The sequence below is a fragment of the Clostridium sp. AF50-3 genome, assembly GCF_003477445.1.
Classification (GTDB): Bacteria; Bacillota; Clostridia; order Lachnospirales; family Lachnospiraceae; genus Otoolea; species Otoolea fessa.
Window position 1 is genome coordinate 1 of record NZ_QUDH01000008.1, and the last position, 26,136, is coordinate 26,136.

The 26,136-nt window shown below is 48.4% G+C and carries 27 protein-coding genes and 1 CRISPR repeat array; of the genes, 24 read left to right on the forward strand and 3 right to left on the reverse strand.

The genetic code is table 11. The features are described 5' to 3' along the window. Window positions 1–339: 339 nt before the first annotated feature. Both DW085_RS10305 and DW085_RS10310 read right to left on the reverse strand, forming a co-directional pair. Window positions 340–918 carry a hypothetical protein gene (locus DW085_RS10305; RefSeq protein WP_118492541.1) on the reverse strand — a complete coding sequence of 193 codons (579 nt, stop codon included), beginning with the start codon at window positions 916–918 and terminating at the stop codon, window positions 340–342. Window positions 919–1,036: 118 nt separating this feature from the next. Beyond that, window positions 1,037–3,334: a DEAD/DEAH box helicase gene (locus DW085_RS10310; RefSeq protein WP_118492543.1), complete on the reverse strand. Its 2,298-nt coding sequence runs from the start codon at window positions 3,332–3,334 to the stop codon at window positions 1,037–1,039. A gap of 190 nt (window positions 3,335–3,524) precedes the next feature. On the opposite strand from DW085_RS10310, the gene DW085_RS10315 reads away from it, so the two are divergent. The 23 genes from DW085_RS10315 to DW085_RS10420 all read left to right on the forward strand — a co-directional run bounded on the left by DW085_RS10315 (window position 3,525) and on the right by DW085_RS10420 (window position 23,654). Further along, on the forward strand, window positions 3,525–4,184 hold the full coding sequence (locus tag DW085_RS10315; RefSeq protein ID WP_118492545.1) for a hypothetical protein: 660 nt from the start codon (window positions 3,525–3,527) through the stop codon (window positions 4,182–4,184). Window positions 4,185–4,328: 144 nt separating this feature from the next. Next, window positions 4,329–4,733 (forward strand): hypothetical protein, encoded by a 405-nt coding sequence (locus DW085_RS10320; protein ID WP_118492547.1) that lies wholly within the window; start codon window positions 4,329–4,331, stop codon window positions 4,731–4,733. A 14-nt stretch (window positions 4,734–4,747) separates the two neighbouring features. After that, a complete protein-coding gene (locus tag DW085_RS10325) occupies window positions 4,748–4,963 on the forward strand; it encodes a hypothetical protein (protein ID WP_118492549.1) in 216 nt (71 codons plus the stop codon). A gap of 36 nt (window positions 4,964–4,999) precedes the next feature. Continuing rightward, window positions 5,000–5,629: a hypothetical protein gene (locus tag DW085_RS10330; RefSeq protein WP_118492551.1), complete on the forward strand. Its 630-nt coding sequence runs from the start codon at window positions 5,000–5,002 to the stop codon at window positions 5,627–5,629. Continuing rightward, on the forward strand, window positions 5,619–5,888 hold the full coding sequence (locus tag DW085_RS10335) for a hypothetical protein (protein ID WP_147353941.1): 270 nt from the start codon (window positions 5,619–5,621) through the stop codon (window positions 5,886–5,888). The genes DW085_RS10330 and DW085_RS10335 overlap by 11 nt, the downstream gene beginning before the upstream one ends. Before the next feature lies 1 nt (window position 5,889). Further along, window positions 5,890–6,354, forward strand: a complete 465-nt coding sequence (locus DW085_RS10340; protein ID WP_118492555.1) for a hypothetical protein — start codon at window positions 5,890–5,892, stop codon at window positions 6,352–6,354. A 295-nt stretch (window positions 6,355–6,649) separates the two neighbouring features. After that, window positions 6,650–6,793 (forward strand): hypothetical protein, encoded by a 144-nt coding sequence (locus DW085_RS20590; RefSeq protein ID WP_347475065.1) that lies wholly within the window; start codon window positions 6,650–6,652, stop codon window positions 6,791–6,793. Further along, a complete protein-coding gene (locus tag DW085_RS10350; RefSeq protein ID WP_118492557.1) occupies window positions 6,790–7,167 on the forward strand; it encodes a type II toxin-antitoxin system death-on-curing family toxin in 378 nt (125 codons plus the stop codon). Before DW085_RS20590 ends, DW085_RS10350 begins: the two co-directional genes overlap by 4 nt. 248 nt (window positions 7,168–7,415) lie before the next feature. Beyond that, window positions 7,416–7,979, forward strand: a complete 564-nt coding sequence (locus DW085_RS10355; protein WP_118492559.1) for a hypothetical protein — start codon at window positions 7,416–7,418, stop codon at window positions 7,977–7,979. A gap of 37 nt (window positions 7,980–8,016) precedes the next feature. Next, window positions 8,017–8,586 (forward strand): HD domain-containing phosphohydrolase, encoded by a 570-nt coding sequence (locus DW085_RS10360; RefSeq protein WP_118492560.1) that lies wholly within the window; start codon window positions 8,017–8,019, stop codon window positions 8,584–8,586. A 123-nt stretch (window positions 8,587–8,709) separates the two neighbouring features. Further along, a complete protein-coding gene (locus DW085_RS10365) occupies window positions 8,710–9,408 on the forward strand; it encodes a helix-turn-helix transcriptional regulator (protein ID WP_118492562.1) in 699 nt (232 codons plus the stop codon). An 82-nt stretch (window positions 9,409–9,490) separates the two neighbouring features. Then, entirely contained in the window at window positions 9,491–10,012 is a 522-nt protein-coding gene (locus tag DW085_RS10370; RefSeq protein WP_118492564.1) for a hypothetical protein, read from the forward strand. After that, a complete protein-coding gene (locus tag DW085_RS19150) occupies window positions 10,006–10,167 on the forward strand; it encodes a hypothetical protein (RefSeq protein ID WP_182430856.1) in 162 nt (53 codons plus the stop codon). Before DW085_RS10370 ends, DW085_RS19150 begins: the two co-directional genes overlap by 7 nt. Continuing rightward, the gene (locus DW085_RS10375; RefSeq protein ID WP_118492565.1) at window positions 10,164–10,559 is read left to right on the forward strand and encodes a hypothetical protein; all 396 of its coding nucleotides are present in this window, start codon (window positions 10,164–10,166) and stop codon (window positions 10,557–10,559) included. The genes DW085_RS19150 and DW085_RS10375 overlap by 4 nt, the downstream gene beginning before the upstream one ends. A 115-nt stretch (window positions 10,560–10,674) precedes the next feature. Further along, entirely contained in the window at window positions 10,675–12,060 is a 1,386-nt protein-coding gene (locus tag DW085_RS10380) for a PhoH family protein (RefSeq protein WP_118492567.1), read from the forward strand. A gap of 161 nt (window positions 12,061–12,221) precedes the next feature. Beyond that, window positions 12,222–14,537 carry a type IA DNA topoisomerase gene (locus DW085_RS10385; RefSeq protein WP_118492569.1) on the forward strand — a complete coding sequence of 772 codons (2,316 nt, stop codon included), beginning with the start codon at window positions 12,222–12,224 and terminating at the stop codon, window positions 14,535–14,537. A gap of 201 nt (window positions 14,538–14,738) precedes the next feature. Continuing rightward, window positions 14,739–15,071: direct repeats of the CRISPR family, unit length 31 nt; unit sequence TGATCTGCCCCGTGCGTACGGGGATGAACCT. 718 nt (window positions 15,072–15,789) lie between these two features. After that, the gene (gene casA, locus DW085_RS10390) at window positions 15,790–16,941 is read left to right on the forward strand and encodes a type I-E CRISPR-associated protein Cse1/CasA (protein ID WP_182430857.1); all 1,152 of its coding nucleotides are present in this window, start codon (window positions 15,790–15,792) and stop codon (window positions 16,939–16,941) included. After that, window positions 16,932–18,173, forward strand: a complete 1,242-nt coding sequence (casB, locus tag DW085_RS10395) for a type I-E CRISPR-associated protein Cse2/CasB (RefSeq protein WP_118492573.1) — start codon at window positions 16,932–16,934, stop codon at window positions 18,171–18,173. The genes casA and casB overlap by 10 nt, the downstream gene beginning before the upstream one ends. A 33-nt stretch (window positions 18,174–18,206) precedes the next feature. Then, on the forward strand, window positions 18,207–19,442 hold the full coding sequence (cas7e, locus tag DW085_RS10400) for a type I-E CRISPR-associated protein Cas7/Cse4/CasC (protein WP_118492575.1): 1,236 nt from the start codon (window positions 18,207–18,209) through the stop codon (window positions 19,440–19,442). Continuing rightward, the gene (cas5e, locus tag DW085_RS10405) at window positions 19,439–20,179 is read left to right on the forward strand and encodes a type I-E CRISPR-associated protein Cas5/CasD (protein ID WP_182430858.1); all 741 of its coding nucleotides are present in this window, start codon (window positions 19,439–19,441) and stop codon (window positions 20,177–20,179) included. The genes cas7e and cas5e overlap by 4 nt, the downstream gene beginning before the upstream one ends. Window positions 20,180–20,214: 35 nt before the next feature. After that, window positions 20,215–20,856: a type I-E CRISPR-associated protein Cas6/Cse3/CasE gene (gene cas6e / locus DW085_RS10410; protein WP_118492579.1), complete on the forward strand. Its 642-nt coding sequence runs from the start codon at window positions 20,215–20,217 to the stop codon at window positions 20,854–20,856. 143 nt (window positions 20,857–20,999) lie between these two features. After that, window positions 21,000–22,229, forward strand: a complete 1,230-nt coding sequence (locus tag DW085_RS10415) for a hypothetical protein (protein WP_118492580.1) — start codon at window positions 21,000–21,002, stop codon at window positions 22,227–22,229. A gap of 63 nt (window positions 22,230–22,292) precedes the next feature. Further along, window positions 22,293–23,654: an LCP family protein gene (locus DW085_RS10420; protein WP_182430859.1), complete on the forward strand. Its 1,362-nt coding sequence runs from the start codon at window positions 22,293–22,295 to the stop codon at window positions 23,652–23,654. 268 nt (window positions 23,655–23,922) lie between these two features. Here the strand turns inward: DW085_RS10420 and tnpA are convergent, their stop codons facing one another. Further along, entirely contained in the window at window positions 23,923–24,339 is a 417-nt protein-coding gene (gene tnpA / locus DW085_RS10430) for an IS200/IS605 family transposase (RefSeq protein ID WP_118492586.1), read from the reverse strand. A gap of 86 nt (window positions 24,340–24,425) precedes the next feature. Here tnpA and DW085_RS19790 point away from each other — a divergent pair, with 86 nt between their 5' ends. Further along, complete coding sequence (locus DW085_RS19790; RefSeq protein ID WP_118492588.1) at window positions 24,426–25,784, forward strand: transposase; 1,359 nt, start codon at window positions 24,426–24,428, stop codon at window positions 25,782–25,784. Window positions 25,785–26,136 lie beyond the last annotated feature (352 nt).

Sequence of the window (26,136 nt, forward strand, 5' to 3'; positions counted from 1 at the left end):
CATAGCATCCTGGTATGTCTTATCATGTTCCAAACGGGATAAGAGCTTATTTCCGTGTTTGACGCAGACGTTATGGATATGGGTCATGGCACGGAAGCGTTTTTCCATTTCCTGGGAACAAGCTTTGGTATTTAATAAGATCTGTACGGTATGCATGTGCTCCCTCCTTTCAGGATTTACCATCAGTATGTCGCATCTTAAGATCTTGGCTTTTTGCGGATAACACTTTCTGGCTAAAAAAACAGGCAGAAATAAAATCTGCCCGTCCTTCCTAATGTTTTCGAATCTGGCCGATTCATCCCGCTGCCTGCGGAGGCGGGGAAATCATCGAAGGTAACGCTAAAAATTATCATCTTTTCCGGTAATGGCTAAGTCTTTAACGCACCAATATTTTTTGACATCCTCAATCATTGCTTCTGTTAGTTCATTTTCTTTCAGTTTCAACACCTCGCACAACGTATTGGCTGTGATGATAATTCCGCATTTTGTATGCGATAGTTGCCAGAATGTAACGACATTGTTGTCGCTGTTGCTCCACGCCCCGTCATCATAAAGGACTGTTGCATTTTCGTCATCGCCAATGTATCCGTAATCGCAACCATGGATTAAGGCATCCACAAATTCCAAAGACGGATTGCCGCTTGTTGTTCTCAAATAATATTTCCCGCCTTGTTCCACGGGAAAGCATTGCCCGTTACTTTTTTCCGCATAGTCTCCCAGTGTTGGAAAATTCGCTTTATACGTTGATATAGAGACAGATCCGTTGCATATAATGCATGTTCCCTTTTTGCCTGACATAAGGTTGAGAGCCTTATATGATTTACCAGACCCATATTCACCGATGATGATAATTTTGTTCTTGGGACGTTGATCCTTCTTTTGTTTGCCTTGTTCTGTTTTTCTTTTCCACAATTCCATGTCTTGTTCTCCTTCGTTCTCTTTTAGGGCTGCCGTTTACAGCAGCTTACACAACCAAATGATTCCGCGCATCCGCCTTTCTCATTTTTAGGGGTGTTCCCCGGGAACACCCCAATTCTTACACTTTTTCTTTCTTTTTCGGAACCTGTCGGAACACAAAAACCGTAGCCTCCGCTTTTTCCGCAGACAGGCAGACCTGTTTTGCGTCAGGGAACTCCACAGCATCCCGGATTTCAGATGGCATATTCCTTACCATCATCAAAAAAGAAATAGCAAGGCTTGCCTGGCGCCTAGTCAGAGTCTCGATGCGGAAATCCATGAAAATTCCAATCCGGTGTTCCAAACTTGTGAGCATGGATAACTGCGCATCCGTGAAGGACTGCCCTTTGCCAATCTGTACGGAAAACGGCACGCGAAGTTCGGATGTCTCCATGGCTTTCTTGAAAGCTGCCTGCTTTGCTTCTTCCATTTCCCGGATACTTTCACATACGGCTGCATACCGCGCTCGGACAGTATCCATAAACAGTCGGAACGCAGATTCATCAGCAGGACCGCAAAATACTTCCTGTTCGTTCAGCAATCCCTCCACGGTATTCACTGCAGCAGTTGCTTTTTTAGTCTGCTTCCCGCTGGAAGCCTGTACAAATGCTTCTGACATCTTTCGTGCTTTCTTATACCGCATGGCCCAATCAATCAGAGTGGACGCGTCCAACTTATTTAAGACGGACTTATCAGTTACCAGAATTCCCTGTTGTTTTAAGGTAAACTGTAATTTGCCACGTTGTGCGGATGTGGCGTCCATTCGTTTCCACGACTGCTGTGCACTCCGGCTCCAGCAATAATGATAAAAGTCAGGCTGGATGAAGCAGTACATACGGATCAGCTCCAGCGCATCCGAAAGAGGCAGATGCCCGGAAATGGTCTGGGTGGATGCGTGCCCAGCACCAGGAACGGCCGGGAACCAAACACGGACCTGATCCAACACATCCGGCTCCGACATCCAGATTTCCTGTTCCCAGTCCGGTCGGAATCGGTAGCGCTTGAATTCATCCGCAAAGACCTCCGCCACAAGATCCCCAAAATCCACGCCGCAAGCGGCGTTCTTTTTTTCAGAGAGTTCATGACAGGCTGCCGCGCAGGCTTCAATTGTACGACCATGTTCTACACCAAAGACCGTCTCACAGTCAGAAAGGAACAGGTCCACATTCCGGCTTAATAATTCCACTCTGGCGGAACGCTCCGCATACATGCTGCTGAGCGCATCACAAAACTCTAAAAGATCTACATCATCCGTAAGTTCTGCACGTTTGGATGGAGGGAGCGCGGACGGATCGATCCCAAACAGGGTCGGGGCTGTGCATAACGAGCGACCATAACTGCTCCCGGTATCCGGAATGATGTCGAGGACCAGGCAGTATTCCTTGGTGGGATATAATCTGGTTCCGCGTCCAACCATCTGCTGGTACAACGTATTTCTGCAGGTCGGCCGCAGGTTTATAACAGCATCGCAGACCGGAAGATCCGTACCCTCGGTTAAGACCATGCAGTTGATAATGCAGCGAACGGTTCCGTCCTGAAAATCAGACAGGATTTTTGCACGCTCCTCATCCGGGGTATCCCCGAACACAGCCTGCACCTGTTCTTTTTCATTTTCTGGAAGCATTTTTCGGATTGTCTCTAAAAGAACGCGGCTGATCCGTTTCGTCACACAGTAGATCAGGGTATGCCTCCCGGTGCTATGGCATTTTTCCAGATAAGCACGGGCAGCGGTCGGGATGACAGTCACATCCTCACCAAGAAACAGCTTTTCGATTTGGGATGCGCTATAATCCCCGTTCGTCTTTTCGATATGGTCCAGGGAATAGGCAGCCCGGATCTCCTCACAGCGGATACGCGAAAGATACTGATGAGTAATACCCCACCGGATATCGCGGGAAAAGATGATATCATCAAACACGCAGGATAACCCGACATCATCCCCGCGCTTCGGGGTAGCGGTAAATCCGAGAATACGTTTTGCGCCGGTAAAATAATCCAGGATCTTCCGATACGTCGGCGCTGCGGCATGATGGGCCTCGTCCACAATGATCGTCTCGAATGCGTCCGGGGAGAACCGGGTGAGCCTGGAATCCTGGGAAAGAGACTGGACGCTGGCAGATACCACTTCCTCATCCGTGGCATGTTCCTCCGCTTTTTCGACACCAAAGCGGACCTTCCCTCCATAATATTTTTCCGGCTGGCGGACCAGTTCATCCCGGTGGGATAAGATAAGGACCCGCCCAACACCGGTAAGATGCGTAAAAACTACGGTCTTTCCAAGACCGGTAGCCAGGGCGATAAGATGGCGCCCCGGGCCTGCATCTAGGATCGCCTGGATGCATTCGGTCTGGTAAGGACGCTCGGTGAAAGTAGCCATAAGATTCCTCCTTTGTGTAAGTTCATGATACTTCCAGTATGCCGAAGTTGCAACCAGGACATTTTTGCGGATAACACTTTTTGGAAAAAATCAGCAAAGCGTTCTGATTATGCTGTGCACTTTTCCCGTTCGTAGATACATACTGAAGGTGCTATAAAAATATAAGACATTGAGAAATGGAGGAAAATTGATGAGCAAAAAGTGTTTTCAGGACCAAAAAGAATCAACAAAACTGATTGAATTTTGTGTGACGCGAACTCAGAAAAACAAACAGGGAAATGCTGCTGTTTCGTCAGAGGAAGAACGGTATTGCGTATATGGGACCTATTTCTGGGATGACGCGCCGGGAGTCGGGGCCGAACTGTTTCAATATCCGGAATTTGAGGATTTGCAGGCAACCCAAGTGGTGAACGGAAAAGAAATTCCGTATGCCCCGGCAGGATCGGCGTGGAATCATAAATTCCAGGTAGATGACATGATAAACAGTGCGCTCGCAACGGCGATCTGGGGTGCGACAGAAAGCGTATACCGGACATTATTTCTGCATAAGGGACTGCAGGAATTTATAGATGGTTTCCGTTCAGAAGAAAACTGCGTACTGTCGACATCCGGACTGAAGATTTATAAATATATTTTATCGAGCGACCTGTCCATGCAGTATCAGCTGGATCTGGTGACCGATCAATATATTTATTATTCCAATGAAAGCCTGGTATATGCATTCAGTACGTCTGACCACAATCTGCTGTCCGATAATGAATACGCGGATATCAGCTATTGGAATTCGGTTGATGCCATAAAAAACGGTACAGAAAAGTTATTATGGGGCGAGCTCCCGGAAAATAATTGAAAATCTCAGTGAAGGCAGGAGCATATCCTGCCTTTTTGTTTTATCGGAAAACGCAGTCCACCCAGAAAACAGGCAGAAACAGAGAGCACCGATTGGCATACTGACGTTGTAACAAAAAAGGATTAGGAATAGGAGGAAATGAAAATGCAGGAATTTACAAACATGGAACTGAAAAACATGGTGATCGAAGATGTGACCAAATGTAGCGAACACGCAAAAGGACGCGTTGGCCGGATCTTACAGGCCATACGGCTCCAGGATGGCGAGGCGTTTATGATGTATCCAAAACGAACAGATGGGAAACAGCCGTTTTTTCATCTGACGGACGCGAAAGCCAGAAAAAAATGGTTTTCCGGCAAGGTGGTGATCGCCAGCAGTACGGGGACCTATACCGTCCGACCGGCATCCGCACAGGAACTGCAGTCCATAGCAAGACAGGAATACGCAAAGGTAATCAGCGCGTTAGAACGTGTATACGGACCGGACGTCCATTACATGGCACCGGAACAGGTCTTTGCACTGGCTGGACAGTTAAGCATCGGACAGTGAGGAGGAAGAAGACGATGATCAAAATTATGGATGAGTGCTGTGACTGCGCAAACGGAGCGTACCCCTGTCTGGGAGAAAGCTGCGAAAAACGCCATGTGAAGCACCTGATCTGCGACCAGTGCAATGCAGACGCGGAGACATTATATGACGTAGAAGGGAAACAGCTTTGCAAGAGCTGCCTGGAAGCACAGTTTGGGACAGTAGAAGTTCCTGTTTTGACGATTAATTAAAAGGAGTAATATGATAGCACAGAAGGAGAAAAGCACATGGAAAATATCAAAGGAGATGCTTCGCTACGATATTTTGTGGAGCGTGCCTATACCCCAGCAACGGCTGATAAAGGCGGGACGGACTATTGTTACATCGGCCGCGCCACTGCGGCAATGGAACAGGCGGATGGCACTGACGAAGTAAGTCAGGACAAGGTTTACCGGTTTCACATCTATGATTCTTTGGAAGAGGCGGTTTGCAACGCGGGTGTACCGATCAGACAGATTGGCTTCATTGATCCGTCAGAAGAGGAGTATGCAGTGTTTAAGAAAATGCTCGAAGAGGATATCAATGGTGGTAATGAATCTGTTGAAGATTTATTACCCGAGGAGTACACTGGTCGGTATTATGTTGAGAAGGCATTTATCCCGGCAGGTGCGGCAACACCTGAAACCAACTACTGTCGTATTGGTCGGGCTACAGTTGATATGGAAGAACATGATGGGGATAACTTTGTAGGTCATGACGATATGTATAAGTTCCATCTTTATAATTCCATAAAAGAGGCAATTCAGCATGCCGCATACCCGGAAGACATGATCGAGTTTGTTGATTTGCTTCCTGAAGAAATGGAAGAGGCCCACCGGCTTGTTCAGTCCATAATTGCTGATTGGAATGGCAAATAATATGCGGGAAGTTGGAAATTACGTAAAAGTAATCAGTAAGACAATATCAGGCGGAAGAAGCAAGGAGTTAATACCAATCGGAATGATCTGCAGGATCAAAGAAGTGTGCCGGGAAGATGACGACACACCGTATTACGGGATTGATCCGATTGACAAAGAAGATGTCCCGTTTTATTATCCAGAAAAAGAATTAGAAAAGGGACAGATTGTATGGGTGCCGGATGCACCTGATAAGAACGAAGAACAGAAAGGAAGATAAGATGGATACAAGAGAAGAATTTGTAGGAAAATTTGAGTTGGGAAACAAGGTGGACATTACGGATCCCTGTTATAACAAAGGTGTGTGGTGCCGGATGACAACGGACTGCAAACCGGGAACCTGGTATGGTTATGCAACCATCAGCGATGAGGGCGAGTGGGGAGACCGCGTTGCTACACTGTGCATCTACCTGGAGGATCGTAAAGACGTAGAGCCGGACTGGGAACTGATCGGTGACATCGGCGTGGATGCCGGCATGGCCGGGTTCTTCCGTGACAAACCGGATTACACGGATGAGGAATGGTATCAGTTCTGCAGTCGGTTCGATCATCGCAAGTGCTATACCGGGCTGGACTACGGCGTAGTATCGGAATCCGGCTACGGGGATGGCGGTTACGATGTGTATGCAAATGCAGACCGTTCTGCATTCATGATTGAGTTTTTATACGACGAAGATGAGGAATAAGAAGGGTGTTCCCCGGGAACACCACCGCAAGGAACAAAAGATGACCCAACAGGCAGCAAATCTGCTGCCTGTTTTTTGCGCAAAAACTGTTTTTAAGAGGCGGTGGAGAGCGTGCGAGAATGATTAAGTAGCTATAAAAATAGGTTGTATTTATCCTATAATTCGCGTATAATATAAATGAAAGAGAGGTGCATATTATGACAATAGATACAAATACAATGATTTCTATTACGGAAGCAAATCAGAATTTTTCCAAGGTTGCCAGAGTGTCGATGAACATGGTACAGCAGTTATCTTGAAAAATAATGTGCCGCGTTACCTTGTAATTGACTTCAGTAAAGCAGATCGGGAAAAAATGGCATCAACGGAGGATGTGCTTGCCATTTCAGAACGTCTTATCAAACAAAACATGGAGGCATACGAGGTGCTTGCTAAATGATAAGATTGAGCAAAGAACAGGTCATTTTACTTCATCAGAGATTGATCGAAACGACAGGAGGAAGCACAGGCATTCGTGATGAGGGAATGCTTGAGTCTGCGCTTTCGAATCCGTTTCAATCTTTTGGAGACGTGGAACTATATCCAAGTATACAGGCAAAAGCAGCGCAACTTTGTTTTGGCATCGTGAAAAACCATCCTATGATAGATGGAAACAAACGATTGGGAACACATGTTATGCTGGTATTTATGGCATTAAATGGTTATGAGCTGTTGTATACACAGCAGGAACTAAGCAACACAATTCTTGATTTAGCTGCGGGAAAAATAGGATTTGAGACGATATTGCAATGGATTATCAGCCATCAGAAGTAATGATTTTGGGAGAGATGCCTTTACGGCATCTCTCTTTTGTTTCATAGGAAATTACGTCCTATGAAACAAAAATGCTCCATGAGGATATGCACTCACACGAAACAAAAAACATGCCGCAAGCGACCGTATAAGATGCCAGAATGTGCCAGGGCACATTTGTTTTGATGCGAAAAAAGCCTTTTTTTTAAAAGCACCATCCCCATACTGTAACCGGAAACAAAGAGTAAAAGGAAAGGAGTCTTAACAGAATGAGTGAAAAAAGGCAAACGGAAAGTTCCAACAAGGAGGCACAGGTAGCGCCGATGTTGGAACTGGATGAAGCCATGCGCGAAATGTTTGGTATTACACGCATGGAAGAACTCTGGGGATTAAAAGCGCCGGCCCTGTATTTAAAGGTTGGTACCGGTGACATTTACACCGATACGGGAGCCTGCTGCCTGCCGTACGCCAAAACGTTCACCGGACTGCAGGACATTGCAAAACGCTATGGATTTGCCTACCGACCAGGAAACGCAAAATGCGGCATATGCAGTACCCAGGCGGAATACCTCCTTGCAAGGACGGTATTCGGTGCATGGGTCCCATGGTTCGGGATCCGTAAGTCCGGTGAGTTTGTAGCTTGCGGGGATACTGGGACACTTGAGATCCGGTTATCCATCACGAGGCCGGAACTTACCGGGAATATCCTTGCAGAGTTTATGGAAGAGGTTCGCAAACTGGCCAGGGAGTGCGGTGTCATCATTGACGCACAGACCTTGATCGCACAGGCGGATTTTTGGGAAGGAGCTAAAACACAAGTACATAGCGACTGAAATCCAGCCGCACAGCTAACTGCAGGAAGGGACTACAATGACAAATGACATAATGGTGAGAGAAACAGCAAAATTGCTTTCCTGGCTGCGTGCGTGGGATGAACAGACATACCAGCACAGTCTGCGCACCGCAGGGTACGCATTCCAGATTGCCAGCCAGATGCATATGGCGTGGCAGGACCGCAGGGATCTTCTGGTCGCCGCCACACTCCATGACATCGGAAAACGGACCATCCCGCAAAGGGTCTTACGAAAGTCAGGAAAACTGACAGATGAGGAATATAGGCTCATCCGCGAACACGCGGAAGCCGGCTCCCGCATCTTACGGGCCCACGGATTCCCGGAGAGAATCTGTGATGCGGTCCGCGATCACCATGAACAGCCGGACGGCAATGGGTACCGCGGATGTGCACAACCAGCCAGGTATGCGGATATCATCCGCGTGGCAGATTGTCTGGACGTGATGTTCTCCGGCCGCAGTTACCAAAAGCCGAAGACCAGGGAACAGGTTGAGGAAGATTTAAAGAAAAACGCCGGAAAAAGCATGGCAAAGCCCGCTGTAGACGCGGCGCTCCGTGCCTATTTTATATCGGCTGCCCGCGCATAAGCGAAAAACCGAAAAAGACCGCCACCTGCGGTCTTTTTTTGTGACCAAAAAGTGTTATCCGCAAAAAACAGATTCAGAAAACATTCTACATACTGATAACAGCCTAAAAAAGGAGGGATCCTCATGGACCAACATCAGACAAAACAGACAAAAGGATTTGATCAGGAGGCTTTTGCGTCCATCTTAAATCGGATCATCAAAAAACGCGGGATCAGAAAAAAGGATTTCGCGATAGAAGCCGGAATCCGGAACACAAGCCTTTCCAGATACCTGACTGGAAAATTATTGCAACCGCCGCATTTTAATAATCTGGAACGGATCGCAGCGGCATCCGGCGACCCGGAGCGTATTTTTCCAGAACTCTTAGATGTGACTGGCTACACACGAAAGGATTACGAGGATTATAAAAAACGCGGCGAGCAGAAATTGGAAGCCAGAAGAGATGTGGAGGATGCAGTATGGGACACCTGTGGCAAACTCCTTCATATGAATGAGCAGGATTTAAAACAGGCATTCGGCTGTACAAGCGTCCAGGCGGTCATGCAGAAATACCGTTATCAGGAAGCTGTCAATATCCTGTACAACAATTACGCGAATTCCCGTATCGGGCTGGTTGCCAGGGGTGAAACACCGGATGGCAACAGCAGATGGGGCGTGATCACATCCTGGCAAGGTGGGATTTACCAGATTCTCATGGAAGACGGAAAGACGATCGGGATCCCGGAAGGTCAGATTGGCTGGCATCCGGAAGAACCGGATTTGCGGTCACTCGGACTTGCGGAGATTGCGGAAGCCCTGCGAAGACTCAACGAGGCTACCTGATTTTGTCTCCTTTTCATACCGTGTACGTCTGCATACTGAAGCTGAATCAAAAAATGAACGTACAAAAGAAAAGGAGAAAAAGATGGAGAAAACAAGATATTTTTTAGACATGGACGGAACGCTGGCAGAGTGGCAAGTCGGCAAGGAAGCGGAACTGTTATCAAAAGGGTATTTCAGGAACTTAAGGCCAACGTTCTTTTTACAGCCATTCCGTGAATTCGCAAAAACACATGCAGACAGGTGTTACATCTTAAGTCACTGCCTGACGGATGGCTACGCGGCGGAAGATAAGACCGGATGGTTGAACGAACACTTTCCGGAAATCCCAGTCACACAGAGATTCCTAATCCCATGCGGGGTTAGCAAGGCAGATTTTGTAATGGATTTATTCCATCTGGACCAGATTCCGGAAAATTGGATCCTGTTCGACGATTATTCTAAAAACCTGCATGCTTGGGAGAATGCCGGTGGAACCGGATTAAAGTGCTACAACGGAATTAATGGAAACCACGGAACATGGAAGCAGGACGGGGTTATGTGGAGTGAAGACTTAAGGGCTTATTTGCAGAACAAGAAAGACAAGGAGGAGCATACACGATGTTAACGACAGCAGTATTGGAGCAGTACGCAAGGGAATGCGCGGAAAAAGACAGGATCCGCGCAAAAGAAGTAGCACAGGATGTCCTCAGCCGCAGGATTCGGATGGAACGCCACGGCATGGATGTCAGAGCAAAGAGCATCAGGAGGGTATACGCATGAGAATAGGCAGTATGGACTTCATCATCACGGAAGTAGTTATTGTCCTCATTTCCTGCATCCTGGCTAAACTGCTCATGGATGTGGCAGCACTGGTGCAGCTGTACCTGCAGTATGAAGAACCGGACCGCGAGGAAACAATCAGTACGCCAGGTATCACGATCAATTTAAAGGATGCCGCGTCCAGGCACATGTACCGGATCAAATGGATCACAGGGAAAATACCGGAACACCAATTTGACGTTGGAGACCATGTGGAAGTACTGAAAAATGCAGGCGGACATCTGATCATCCGGCATTTTGCAAAGGGCGAAGTACATACACTCGCGATCGGCAGCGGTTATGCGGACCGGCTCCGAGTCGAGGTGGATGATCATGCATATGAGACTGAATAAGACGGAATAAGGGGCCAGGCGGATGCCGGGTTCCTTATTTTTTGCCGCCAAAAGGAGATTTTTTGCGACATACTGAAAACAGGAACAAAGAAAATCAAAAAATGAGGTGGAGCGTATGATCAAAAATTACCTTCTTGATACGAATATCCTGCTGCAGAACCCGCAGAGCCTGTTCGGGTTCGAGGACAACAACGTTTATCTGTGCGGGACGACCATGCAGGAACTGGACAGCAAAAAGACAGCACCGGGCGAGCTTGGTTACAATGCAAGAGAGTGCTGCCGCATCCTGGATGGATTGCGTGAAACAGGAGACTTAACGAAAGGCGTCGTACTCCATACGGCAGCCGAGCCGAAAAAGTGTGGTAAGCTTTACGTGGAGCCGGACGGCGTGGATCAGGGACTGCTCCCGAAAGGATTCAAGATCGACGTGCCGGATAACCGGATCATCAGCACCTGCCTGTATTTAAACCAGGAAAAACTGCGCGAAAAGCCGATCGTCCTGGTCACGAACGACATTTCCATGCGTGTCAATGCGAGTATCTGCGGGCTCCACGTGGAAGGGTACCGCAATGACCAGATCGCAGAAACTGATTACACCGGACAGACAGATATCACAGTCCCATCCAGCCTGATCGATCGGCTGTACGCGGAAAAGAGCATTCCGTTTACGCCGGAAGAATACGGACTGACAGGAATTTATGAAAACCACTTCATTACCCTGCACGGTGGAGAAAACCAGTCCGCCCTCACGATCCATAAGGACGGAAAACTGTTCCTGCTGCCGCCGCAGTCCCCGTTATTTGGGGGTATTCGCCCGTTAAATGCCATGCAGCGCTATGCGTTATACGCACTCCTCGCTCCAGCGGAAGAGATCCCGTTAGTCGTGCTTGTGGGACCTGCCGGAACCGCAAAAACCTTCCTTGCCATGGCGGCCGGATTATCTAAGACCTACCTCGGGCAGGGATGCCGGGACGGGGAATACCGGAAAATCCTGATTAGCAAGCCGAATTCCGGAAACCGTGCGGAACCAGGCTTCGGATATCTGCCTGGTGACCTGGAAGACAAGATGGCTCCGCTTATCGCATCCTATACGGACACCCTGGAAGCAGTCCTTGGGGGCTCCAACGGGGAAAAAGAAGAACCGTCCCAGGTATCAGCGCAGATTGAGGATATGTTTGAATCCGGCGTGATCGAGCTCTGCCCGTTAAACTACATCCGTGGCCGTTCCATCGCAGGCAGCTATATCATCTGCGATGAGGCGCAGAACGCGACAAAGGGACTCATCCGCGACGTTATCACGCGCGCCGGGACCGGTTCCAAGGTCGTGGTGCTCGGAGATGAAAAACAGGTAGATGCACCGACCTTGGACAGCCGCAACAACGGCCTCATTTACTGCGCAGAACACATGAAGGGATCAGCACTCAGCGTGGTCTTACGCTTCAGCGAAAAACAATGCGTCAGAAGTGCCCTCGCAGAAGCGGCAATCCAGCTCATGAAGTAACGGAGGACGATGATCCGGCACCCCGTTTTCCTAAATGGGGTGCCTTTTTATGGTCAAAATTGACCAAAAAGTGTTATCCGCAAAAAGCACAGGCAAAATCCAATACATACTGCACATGACGGAACATGCAAAAGAAAAGAGAAAGAAAGGAACGAATACAAGTGGGGAAATCATTATTCATCGCGGAGAAGCCATCCGTGGCAATGGAATTTGCCAAGGCGCTTGACATGAAACCAGGGGAAAAGAAAAATGGATATCTGGAAGACGAGCACTATATCGTGACATGGTGCGTCGGGCATCTAATTACCTTATCCTACCCGGATAAATATGATGAGAAATTAAAAAAATGGGAACTGGAAACGCTGCCATTCATCCCAAAGGAATATAAATATGAAGTAATCCCGGAAGTGGCAGCCCAGTATAAAGTGGTAAAGACTCTCCTAAACCGGAAGGACGTGGACCGGATCTATTATTCCGGGGACTCTGCGCGCGAAGGGGAGTACATCCAGCGCCTTGTCCGTCAGATGGCGGGACATAATAAGGAAGCGAAAGAGTTCCGCGTCTGGATCGACTCCCAGACCAGGGAAGAGATCCGAAACGGCATCAAGAATGCCCACGAACTGGCTTATTACGACAAATTATCAGATTCCGCCTATGCACGGGCGATCGAAGACTACCTGGTCGGCATTGACTTTTCCAGGGTCTTATCCATCAAGTACGCAAACATGGTTTCCGGCGCGGCAGGAATCCGTTATACACCGATTGCAGTCGGACGCGTCATGTCCTGCGTCCTTGGCATGATCGTGGAGAGGGAACGCCAGATCCGGAGCACGGCTGTTATCCCATATTACGGGATCCGATTAAACCTTTCCGATACGGTAAGCGCAGACTGGAAGATTCGGGACGGGTCCGCATATGCAGCCGATCCGGACCGCTATAATGATGCCGGACTCTTAAAAAAGGAAAAGACGGAAGCACTGATAAAAGACTTAAGCACAAACGGCACCACCCGATTCGTGAAAAAGGAGAAAAAACAAGAGTCCAAGGCGGCGCCCCTGCTCTTTAACCTCGCCGAGCTGCAGGCGGAATGTACCAAGCAGTTCCACATCAGCCCGGCGGACACCTTAAAGATCGCACAGACCTTATATGAGGGAAAGCTGACCACATACCCGAGAACGGACGCCAGGGTCCTGACCACGGCGATCTGCAAAGTATTCGATAAAAATATCCGCGGCCTTCAGAACGTGGAGGAAATGGCAGCATTTTCAAAGGAAGTACTGGACCAGGGCATGCAGGAACCACTCCGGCAGAAGACAACCAAATACGTGGACGACTCCAAAGTGTCCGACCATTACGCGATCATACCGACCGGTGAAGGATTTGAGACGTTAAAGAAGCTCTCTCAATTGGAAAAAGACGTTTACCTGCTGATCTGCAGGCGTTTCTTAAGCATCTTTTATCCGCCTGCCGTTTATGACAAGCTGTCCTTTACCTGTAAGACAGACAAGGAGGAATTCGATGGCTCTTACACGGCTGTCGCAAAGGAAGGATATTTAAAGGTGGCCGGCAGAAAGGATGATAAGGACGCGGCAGCTGCGATTACAGCCGTCATGGGCATGCCGGAAGAGGTCTCACCGGTCATATTTGACTTAAAAGAGGGGAAAAGCAAGCCGCCGAAACGTTATACGACCGGTTCCATGATCCTGGCGATGGAAAATGCTGGAAGGCTCATCGAGGATGAAGCACTCCGGGAACAGATCAAAGGATCCGGCATTGGCACGTCGGCGACCAGGGCAGAAACAATCTCAAAATTGGAGCGATTGCAGTATATTGCCGTCAACAAAAAAACACAGACGATCACACCGGATAAGCTTGGCGAGATGGTGTATGATGTTCTGCGGTTAAGTGTCCCGACTATCTTAAAGCCGGATTACACGGCATCCTGGGAAACGGGTCTTCAGGGGATTGCAGATGGAAAATACACCAAACAGATTTATTTGGATAAGATCTATGCCTACATCGCGAAAAATACAGAAAATATGAAGGCAGAAAATCACGCGGAAGAGATCACAAAGAACATCGAAGCATTGAAAAAGGTATACCCGGACATCGGGAAGGCGCAGCCGGCAGACGCATCCAACGTGGGCAATACTGCAATCGGCACCTGCCCAGTATGCGGGAAAACGCTAAGAATCAGCGAAAAGAGTATTTACTGCAGCGGTTACCAGAACGGATGCAAATTCACAATCTGGCGGGAAATCAGCGGTAAGAAATTGACCGATAAGCAGCTGGAATCCTTAGCAAAGGGCATCAAAAAGAACAGCGCCGGCGGATACCAATCCGTGCCGTCTGCGAAGATCGCCGGATTCAAATCAAAAAAAGGAACGTCTTTCGATGCGAAACTGCAGGTGACCGGCATCGCGAACGGAAGAGTAGAAATCAAATTCGTATTTGAGAACGCACCGAAAAAGCCGTAAGCGGCACGAAAATACGATGGTGTCCTGGAATGTTCCGCAGGAAGATTGGAAGACGCGTATCATTTCTGGCCAATATTGACCAAAAAGTGTTATCCGCAAAAATACATCTCAAAGAAATAATACATACTGAACTTGTCGTAAATCCAAGGTAACAGGAATCGACAATATGTCAACCGCGTGGATTTCTTTGAGGAATTTAGTATCTGCCCCGTGCGTACGGGGATGAACCTACACACTGTGTATGCTTTTGTCAATACTTTTGATCTGCCCCGTGCGTACGGGGATGAACCTCACCTCCCAGCTTCTCAGCTGCCTGATCCATGATCTGCCCCGTGCGTACGGGGATGAACCTTACGTGAGGTATGTGAACGGCAGATGAGTGGCATCTGCCCCGTGTACACGGGGATGAACCGGTGACTTAGATTGGCTTAAATCTCAGTGCCTTGTCTGCCCCGTATACACGGGGATGAACCTATCACTTCGCAATTCTTCGCACCACAACGCAAATCCACCCTGTATGCACGGGGATGAATTCGCTGCACCATAATCACCAAAAATATGTATCATTTTTGATCGACATTGACCAAAAAGTGTTATCCGCAAAAATACGACTGTCTAAAATGGTACATACTGGTTTTGTTGCGGAAGTCCCAGACGGAGGAAAAACGGCTTGTCAACCACAGAAATCTGCTTGAGGAATTTAGTATTTGCCCCGTACACACGGGGATGAACCTGACAGCTTCAGAATTGCAGGAGATGTTGCGTCATTTGCCCCGTACACACGGGGATGAGTCATTCCCGGATGGTTTTGTAGTAGATGTTGACGCATTCGAGCCCCGTGTACACGGGAATGAACCCTACCATTATATCACCGGCCTCGGTACGCAGAGATCTGCTCCGTATATACGGAGGTGAGTTCGCTGCGCCGCAATTGCCAAAATATGTATCATTTCTGACCAATATTGACCAAAAAGCGTTATCCGCAAAAATGTATCTCAAAAAAATGATACATACTGGTTCTGCCATTAGAATTTGAGACGGAATTGATAATTCTTCAGCCGCAGAGATTTTTGAGGAATTTAGGATCCGCCCCGTATACACGGGGATGAACCTATGGCAAAGTTATGGAATTTTTGAGGAAAATGATTTGCCCCGTAGACACGGGGATGCCCCATAGACATACAAGAAGAACAATTAATAACAGTCCTTTCCGTATATGGGGATCAATTATAACAAAAGAAAGGAAAAAATCATGCAGAAACAATTTTGTCTGGCGACAGAACCGTGGATCAAAGCGATCGACCTGCAGGGCGAAGTAAGGGAACTCAGCTTAAAGAGCACCTTCGCGCAGGCACATGAAATCCGCTGCCTGGCAGGGGAACTGCCAAACCAGGACTTTGCTGTCCTGCGATTTCTGTTAGCCGTATTACAGACGGTGATGTACCGGTATGAACCGGACGGCACCGAGAAACTGCTGACCGAACCGGAAGACGCGCTCAGACGGTGGAAAGCAGTATGGGAAGATAAGAAATTGCCAGAAACAGTCGTAGATAAATACCTGGAGGAATGGAAAGAACGCTTCTACTTATTCCACCCAGACTATCCATTTTACCAGGTACCGGGGATTGAAGGAATGGGTACCTCCATCTCACCCGGCAGGATGATTGCGGCAGTCGGGGAAAGTGACAATAAGGCGAGGATCTTTGGTACATACTCCACTCGCGGAAAGAACGGAATCACGGATGCGGAACTTACCAGATGGATTTTACATTTCCAGGCGTATGACACAAAATCCACCAAGATCATGAGAGGCCCCGTGGATCCGGAAAGAGGAAAGCTGCATCCGAGGATCGCATGGTGCGGGAATCTCGGCGCTGTATACCTGGAAGGTGACAACCTGTTTGAGACACTGATGTTAAACCTGGTGCTACTCCGCACGGACGTTACAGAAGATGCCTGTTTCGCCCAGCCGAAACCATTATGGGAAAGAGACACACTAAAGCCAATTGAGGATAACATCCGGACGGATATCGATAACCAGGCAGAACTGTTATCTATGCCGTGTCGCTGGCTTTTTGTTAGCCGGAAGCAGGATACTTTTTCAGCATCTTCCGTCGTTGGCGAAAATCTCGATCCGAAAAATGCTTTCCTGGAACAAATGACTTTGTGGAGGCCAATTTACGTAAAGGCCAAGGAAGGACCAGTCACGGATGGGTTCATCCCGAGCCTTTCCGACTACACCAGAGAGAGTGTCCCGGACAGGACCGATTTCGGACGCGGTATGTGGAACCGGTTTAATGCCATCACATCGGAACAGGAAGATGCGAGAAAACCTGGCATTGTCCTCTGGATGCAGAAACTGACCGACCAAGGCATCCTTCTGAGGAAAAAACAGTGGCTTTAAAGGGGATTGACACGGTATACCACAAACAGCAGGGAAGCATGGTCATGGATGTAAAGGGAAGCTCCATCGATATGAGGCTGTTGTTTTTGGAAACACGCGGTAAAGAATGGAGAGAGATGTTAGACCGCATCATCCGGCTGACCAACCAGATGGCGGAAATTTATGCCACCTTTTACATGGAAACATGCGAAGCAATTGGGCATTCGTATAACGGTAACGCATTCGGGACCAGGTCCGAGGGGGCTGAGATGTTCTATGGAGCCGTGGACGCACCATTAAGAAAATGGCTTTCCGAAATAAACAACGGCGTGACAACGCCGGATGAATCGGAGATCACCCCGGAAATGTTTGAAAAGAAATGGGAAGCAACTGCGTTCCGTACCATGGATCGCTGTGCGAAAGAGCGAATCCGTTCCTGCGGCATGGCAGGAATCCGGATTATAGAATCCGAGACAGCAACATCCGGATATACAGGGCTTGCAGCATGCTATGATAAACTCTGGTTTACCATAAGGAAGGTTACAGACCATGCACTGGATGAAATCTACTGGAATATGGATCCACGCTCCGACCGCGCGGATGAGGTGTGCGATTATGTAAGGGAGAAGATTAATCAGTATCGGAGGACCGCGGATGATCCGAAGACGGTACGGGAATTGGCGCTGTTACGCAGGAGCGTGGGACGGAACCCTGAAGAAGCACACCAAATTGCGCAGACCGTTTTACAGGATTTTGAGGAAATCTACCGCGCGGCAACCGGATACACGCGTGCAGAACGCGCGGTCTTTGCGGCACTCACCTTATACGCAAAAAGCTTTAAGGATAAATACGAGGACGGACACACGGAGGAAGCCTCTTTCGGATGCGCCGTAAGACTTACCGCCACGGACAAAGAAACCGGAAAAGAGGACGCAGACTGCTTAAAGCAGATCGTCCGGTACATGAACCGCATCCTCTCGGCGGATTACCTGCAGACGCTGGTGCGCCATGCGGACAGCCTGTTCAGGGTACAGAAAGGCCGGATGCCAGGATTCGATTACGGCTGGTTTGCAAAGGATCTATTCCTCTGGCAGATCAGGGAATACAATCCGTCCGTAAAGCTTGCATGGTCTGCGGATTTTCTCCGCAGAAGGAAAACGGCAAAGCTGGATGCAGGAATGCAGGAACAGGAAGAAACCGGACCGGATCCGGGTACCAAGAAAACCAAAAAGGCAAGAAAGACAAAAAAATAAACACCACTATTTCATAAGAAAAGGAGAAAAATCATGAATAACAAAGGACTTTTTATGGCTGTACACGTCATCCAGAGCTATCCGAGCAACAATTTAAACAGAGGAGAAGATGGATCACCGAAAAGCTGCATTTTCGGCGGCGTCAGAAGAAGCCGCGTCTCCAGTCAGTGCATCAAGCGTAACGCACGCTTAGCCATGTACGACGTCATTTCTGAAAATGATGAAAACGGCATGGGCATTCGCACAAAGACTATGCCGGCCATCATCGCAGGACTCCTTGGCAGCTGGGCCGAGTCAGCAGAAAACGTGACATGGACAGACGATGAGATGGAGAAACAGAAATACCATGAAGCGGCAAAAGAATTTGACATCCGCGACGTATCCCATGCCCTTACCGCGGTCGGCATGCAGATTGATGCGAAAAAGAACCATACTTTAAAAAGCGTTTATTGCACAAACATGAAACAATGCGAAGCATTTGCAAAAGCGATGTTGGAGATTGGCAGCAAGCGTGCTGGAGAAGATAAGGACGGTAACTTAAAGTTAAATCCGTACGATACAAAAACAGAACTTCCGGCTCTGGACGACGCATTGGATTCTTCGATCTCCCTGGATATCATGATGTTCGGAAGAATGCAGGCAGGAAGACCGATCCATAACGTGGAAGCCTGCATCCAGGTAGGACATGAATTCTCTACACATCGCGCGGAAGAAGAATTTGACTACTTCACTGCCGTGGATGATGCGAAAAGCATGTTAAAGGAACAGGGATCCGCGCATCTGGATACCCAGGAGTTCACCTCCGCGACCATGTACCGTTACAGCAGCATGGACCTCAGAGCCATGTACCAGGCCATGAGGAAGAACGGTTCCGATATGAATCTGGCCATGTTAGCAAAGGAATGGGTGCGTGCTTTTGCACTGGCAGCACCGACCGGAAAACAGAATTCCTTTGCGGCAACCACCCTGCCGGTCTACGTATTCGTAGAGTTCCGCAATGATGCGCCGGTAAGCTTTGCGAACGCGTTTGAAAAAGCAGTAGAAGACGGAACGGACGGATACGAAGGTGCATCCGTAAAAGCGTTCGAGGAACGCGTCAGACGCTCTGATGCAATCGGATGGCTTCATGCGCCGGTCGCAAGATTTTTAGTCAGCGAGCCGGCATCCTCCCTGCAGGATTGCATCCAGCCGAACTTCAATGCTCTGCTGGACCATGTCGAAGAAACCGTAAAAGATGCGGTATCCGGCATGGAAAAGGAGCGTTCATGAGCACCCTGTTATTTCGTCTCGCCGCGCCGATGCAGGCGTGGGGGACGGAACCGAGGTTCGATAAATGGCTCCGCACGGGCATGGAGCCAAGTAAAAGCGGAGTGATCGGCATGGTTGCTTCCGCCATGGGGATCGACCGGACGGACGATGAAGCACTCCAAAACCTGGTAAAACGCTTGCGGTTTGGCGTTTGCGTGGACCGGGAAGGAACTGTCATCACGGACTATCATGCGACCCGCGTGGTCCCATATCCGGAATGCAGCTACAGGGAAATTTTTTCTGACAATATCGTGATACGAGGAAAAAAGATCCCGGATACGGCGATTTCCAAATATGACTATAAAAAGTATTACTTATCCGATGCGGCATTCACCATTGGCCTGGAGTGCAAGGATGACTCCCTGTTGCATACCATCCTGGAAGCACTGCGACACCCGAAACGAATGCTGTACCTTGGACGAAAATCCTGTCCACTTATGGAAGAACTGGATGGTGTCATCGTAAAGAAAGCCATGTTGCCGGCATTAAAGGAACACGCCGAAGCACAGGCGGATGGACGGTACCATGCATGCAGGATCATCTATGATGCGGGAAAAGGAGAGCGCGGAACCCTGGTAAATGATGAACCGGTTTCATTTAATGCTAATAAAAAGGTCTGGGCTCCCCGTATGGCAGCGGAGACCATGGTGGAAGTATTCCCGCAATCTGAACAGCACGACCCGTTTGCATTCATATAAGAAGCCCCGTAGGTACGGGGAGAAAGAAGGAACGTATGTATTACTTAACCAGGATCGAACTGGATCCATACAAAAAACTGACGCAGCTGGCTTTAAAAAACGCCAATATGATCCACGGAACCATTGAAAAGGTCTTCGGGAACGAAGCGGAACGCAAGCTCTGGCGCATCGACAGTCTGCGCGGCAGACGGTATCTGATGATCGTCAGCCAGACACTGCCGGATTTCACGCAGTTACTCATGCAGTTCGCGCCGGACGGCGCCAAGAGCCAGTCAAAATCCTATGATGATTTCTTAGAAAGCATCGAAGACGGAAGCCGGTGGAACTTTAAACTTTGCGGGGTGCCACTCGTATGCAGGAAGACAGAAGACAGTCCGAACGGGAAGCGGTTCCCGCTTTTAAAACCGGAGGAGCAGATGGAGTGGCTCATAAAGAAGGGAAATCTCCACGGATTTACGGTAAATCCGGAACATGTCCGAATCACAGATACCGGTCCGGCCAAGCTTTCAAAAGGGGCAGGAGAAAACCATTATGAGTTCAAGATCCGGAAAGTAATATTTGACGGTATCCTGACCGTGACGGACCCGGAAAAGTTTCGGGATGCCATGGTAAACGGAATCGGCAAGGAGCGGGCATTCGGAGGCGGCATGATCACGGTGGTGCCGAGTAAGGAGTAAACAGCAGGCAGCGTAAAGCTGCCCTGCCGTTTGGCGTGTTGTATCTACACGACTAAAGTCACGAGTATTAACACGCCTATTTTATCAATACGGAAGCCAGGTTCACCGCAACAAAAAAATCTCAAAAAGAGAGGAGAGAGTCCATGCCAGAAACAAAACGCCACACAAATGTCACGCCAGAAGTATCAGGTTCTGCGAAACATGAAATTTATTATGGCACGAATCCTGCCACAAGTGAGCCAATCATGATTGATCGTACCAGTCTGTCAAATACTTGCGAAATTCTTTGCGGCCCTGATGTGAGCAAAATGATTGAAAATGAAATAAAGCAAATTCGAACCCTGTATCATCAGGATGAAATTATTCTTCTTGATCCGTTCTCATGCTATGGAAAGCTCTGTCGGCACCTCGGAGGACAGGTTATTTCAGTTTATCAGGATCCAGATCTTCGTCTGAATCCTTTTGACGTTCCCGAAAATCTGGATGTTCATCAAGATGCCGATTATGAAACGTGGGTAAACGAAAAAGCGTTGCTCATGGTCGCGTTTATGGAAATTATCATGGATAATCCGCTTACTGACCAGGAAAAAGAATTTATTTATCAAGTTACAGGAGAGACATGTTCTTTATCAATGGCTTGTACAGAATCTTGGCATGATAATGAGGGATTTTACCATGAACGTCATGAAACGCCAACTGTATATGATTTTCGTAACGTGCTGCGTGAATGGGAAACTCTGGATATGATGCATATCAGAAGTGAGTTGGAACAGCGTGTACGGAATTTTTTTGGACCATTGCGCCAATCCAATGTTTTCATGGGGCGGACAAATGTAACCATTGAGAAAAAATTAATCTCGTATGATTTTGCATGCGACCCGCCAACGGCCATGGGAACTATTTGGCTTGGGATGCTTGTTTGCTTGAATCAGGTTCAGAACAGGGTAGCGAATAATGCAGTGCATGGTGTTCGTACATGGGTTTTTATTGATGATGCTTCTTTGCTGTGTAACAGGAGTATGAGTGCCGGGTTATTACTTAGTTTTTGCAAATCCGCAAGAACCAGGAATTGTTTTGTGACATTTGGTATTCGTGATATACAACGGTTTTATGCAGATAGTGGTTGGTATTTGTCTCCTAAATTACCAAAGCATCGAGTGGAAATTGATCTTTGGAAAAACAGCGCCCTTGTGAGAATTTCGGGATACAGTGTTGCTCGCAGACTGGCAAAGTTTGCAAATTTGCCAGAAGAATGCGTGTTGTATCTTCGCAATTACACAAACGGTGGAATTGTGCAGTACGGTACTTGCGTTGAACCGTTCGTTCCCGAAGAGAACACTGATTGCGTTTCGGACGATTGCGGAAAGGAGTAAGCTGTCATGAAAATGACAAATTTTACTGACCCGTCTTATGGGCGGGTCCATAAAGGAGGGACGATGAGGAGAATCAGCAGAAAACAGATCGCCGTGCTGGTTGCAGCCAGCGCATGCGTCATCATAATTGCTGGATGTATGCTTTACCACTGGGCGAAAGCGCAAACCGCTGAGGCACTGGCTATGGCGCAGACAGTAGATAAAGCCGAAGTCAAAGAGATGAAAAATGACAATATCGCAGAAAAGACTTCGGTGCAATTAAGGGATCACTGGACGGTGGCCGCCTTTGGACTCGATTCCAGAGAGCCGGAAAACTTAAAAAGCGGAAACTCAGACGTGATCATCCTGATGGATATGGATGGAAAGACTGGGTCGGTCAAACTGGTCAGTGTATATCGGGATACCTGCATGGACATCGGGAAGGGGACCTTAAGGAAAGCTAATGCCGCATACGCGAATGGTGGCCCGAAGCAGGCAGTCCGGATGTTAAACGACAACCTGGATATGGAAATCGACGACTACATCGCGGTCACCTGGAAGAGCGTGGCAGACGCAGTCAATGTCTTGGGCGGCGTGGATCTGGAAGTCACAAAAAACGAATTCCGCTACATCAATGCATTCATTACCGAAACGGTAAAATCCACCGGGATCGGTTCCCACCAGTTAAAGGCCCCAGGCATGCAGCATCTTGACGGGGTGCAGGCCGTTGCATACTGCAGGCTGCGGCTTATGGACAGTGACTTTAAGCGCACCGAACGGCAGCAGAAGGTTTTAAGGCTGGCACTGGAAAAGGCAAAAAAAGCGGATATGACAACCCTAAATAATCTGATGGTCACAATCCTGCCGCAGACGGCCACTTCCATCGAGACGGACGATCTGTTTGCCGTTATGAAAAACATCCTGAAACTGCATATTACGGAAACCTACGGTTTCCCATCCGAGTATGTATGCGAAAAATCTGGAGGCGCGGATTACGTTTTCCCGAACGATCTGGAAAGAAACGTAAAGGAACTGCACGAATTCTTATATAATACGGAAGATTATAATCCATCCGGATATGTTTTACGAACGTCGGAAGCCATCGAGGAAAAGAAAAACCGGAGTAAAAGAAAAAAGACGCAACCGGAAGAAGAAAGGTGGACAGAACAAGCGCAGGACCAGCCCGAAACCACACAAGCAGAAACAGAAAGCAACATTCCGGAAATGGAAACCGAGCCGGAGTTCTGGGATCTGGAAACGGAGCCTTTTTTGGAAACGATTCCGGAAACAGAACAGAAGGGGCCAAATGGATACGGACCTGGTTTTGAGGCAGTACCGGAGACAAATGAGGTCACAACGGAATCACAAGCAGAAATACAATCACAACCAGAGCCGGAACTGCAAACGGAAGCTTCGACTTGCTGGAGGCGCGGATTGGAGAAATGAAAGCAGAGGTATTGTATGATCAGAATAATTAGCGCTTTAATGTATCTGTCCATTGCGATAGTGTTCACTGCATATGTTTGTTGCAGAGACAGAAGGGCAATTGAACAGTGGCGCGACGATTTCTTCAAGAACCTAAATATTTTTTTTAAAATTGTAATCTGCGGCGTAATTCTCTACATTATTATTGCTTTGGTGAAGTCTTTGATTAAATAATCCGAATAGCCAACGAGCGCACACCCCGTCCATAGCCGTTTTGGCTTGGGCGGGGTTAGCGATGCGAACCCTGTTCACGGATGTAGCGGTCTACCATTTCGTGAGACCGGTCGCTCACCGTGCAGAGAAAATAACTGTCCGACCAGAAATACGGTTTCCAGTAATACGGGGTCAGTTCATCCGCAAATTCTTTCCTCAGCCTTCTGGACGTTACGGTTTTGAAGTTGTTGACCAGTTTGGAAAGCTGCACCTGCGGAGCGGCTTCAAACAGGATGTGGATGTGATCCAGGTCTGTATTGACCGTGGAGATCCGGCATCCCCAACATTCTTCCAGAATAAATCCTGAAAGCTCCAGGAGCCTGTCTTTTAATGTTCCGGTGATCACCGGATGACGATATTTTGTCACGACAACTAAATGATATTCCAACAGGTAACAACTGTGTCTGTTTCTTCTATATTCACCGTTTTTCATGATGCATCTCCACTTTACAACTAAGTATATTTTGAGTATACTATAAACGTAGGAATTGTCAACGCATTTTCAGAAAGGAGGTCATCATGGCTACCGTCTCTTATGGAATCTGTATTAAAAATTGCACACGCGTTTTCGATCAGACGTTGGAGATCTACCGTGCAGCCGTATCTTATCTCATGGATATTGCCCTGCTCCACTATGATGAGCTGATTCTGATTAAGCCAGTTGACAAAGTCTCCGCGCAGCAGCTGCGCCAGCAATACATGGAGCATCTGATCCACTCAACCGGAAGCAGTCATGCAAAATACTGTGGGTTCGATCGGCGGTTTTATAAATTCCCGTCCTACCTCAGACGTGATGCGATCAACACTGCCGTCGGACGGGTGTTTTCCTACCGTTCCCTGTTAAAGAACTGGGAAGAGTCCGGGTCAAAAGGACAAAAGCCTTTCCTTAACCGTACCCAGGACGTCATGCCATGTTTATACCGTGGGAATACCTTCGTACAGAACGGGAATGAGGCCCGCATCAAGATATACAACGACCATGACTGGGTCTGGCTCTGCATTAAGCTCCGACAGACCGATCTGGATTACATTGCGAAAAACGTCTCTGACTGGGAAGAATCCGCTCCGGTATTAACCAAACGCTATCATAAATATGAGCTGCGTTTTGCGTATACCAAATCAGGCAAGAAGCTCCCTCAGTACGTTAAAGATAAGGATGTCGACACTGTGGTCGGTGTGGACCTTGGGGTCAACACCGACGCGGTATGTTCCGCAATCCGCCACGATGGAACTGTCACCGGGGAAACATTTATTGATTCCCCGGTAGAAAAAGACCGGATGGACGGACTGTTGAATACCGTCAGGAAAGCACAGCAGCACGGCAGCCGGAAAAATTCCCGTCTCTGGCGGTTCATTAACAATTATAATACGGCCATCGCCAAAAAGACGGCTTCCGCCATTGTGTCTTTTGCGGCCGAAAGCCATGCTAAAGTCATCGTTTTTGAATATCTCCATATGCATGGAAAACGACGCGGTTCCAAAAGGCAGCGTCTCAGCTTATGGAGGAAGCGCGAGATCCAGCTCCGCACGGAAGCTTTGGCCTCCCGGCTCGGGATCCGGGTTTCTTATGTCTGTGCTGTGAATACGTCCCGCCTGGCTTATGACGGTTCCGGTATGGTCCGCCGTGGAACGGGCGCTGGGTTCAAAAACCAGAAACTCTGTATATTCAAAAGCGGAAAGGTCTATAACTGCGACCTTTCCGCGTCCAAGAATATCGGGGCACGGTATTTTATACGCGCGCTCCTTAAATCAATGTCTGCAAAGATGTTGTTGTCCGCTCAGGCAAAAGTTCCTGAACTGGACAGACGGACCAGTTGCACCCTGGCTACACTCATTCACTGTTATGCGGCACTCCATGCAATCAAGGCATCGGCATAGCTCCGGCTTTGCTGCGCCGCGCATGGATGTACTGAGTTTCAGCGTTATCTGGAGTCAGGAATCCCATGCCATCTAAAACGGCAGTTGTTTTGAATCCCTGTCAAGGCAGGGATGCGAAACAATGCGATGGGAAGCCCCTGTCTATACCCGCTTGCGGGCTTAGACGGGGAGGTTCACAAATTAGTTCTTGCAACCAGGAAAATAGACATTCTTCGGGACGGAAGTCCTCACTTCAAGGTGCGCAGTGCCTGAGTGGTGGGGTGGGTTCGCAAAACCGCAGGCAACAGGCCCAGGCGCTTAACAAAATCGGCGCATGGGAGCTCGTGCCTTCAGTCATGAGAGGAAATGCGCG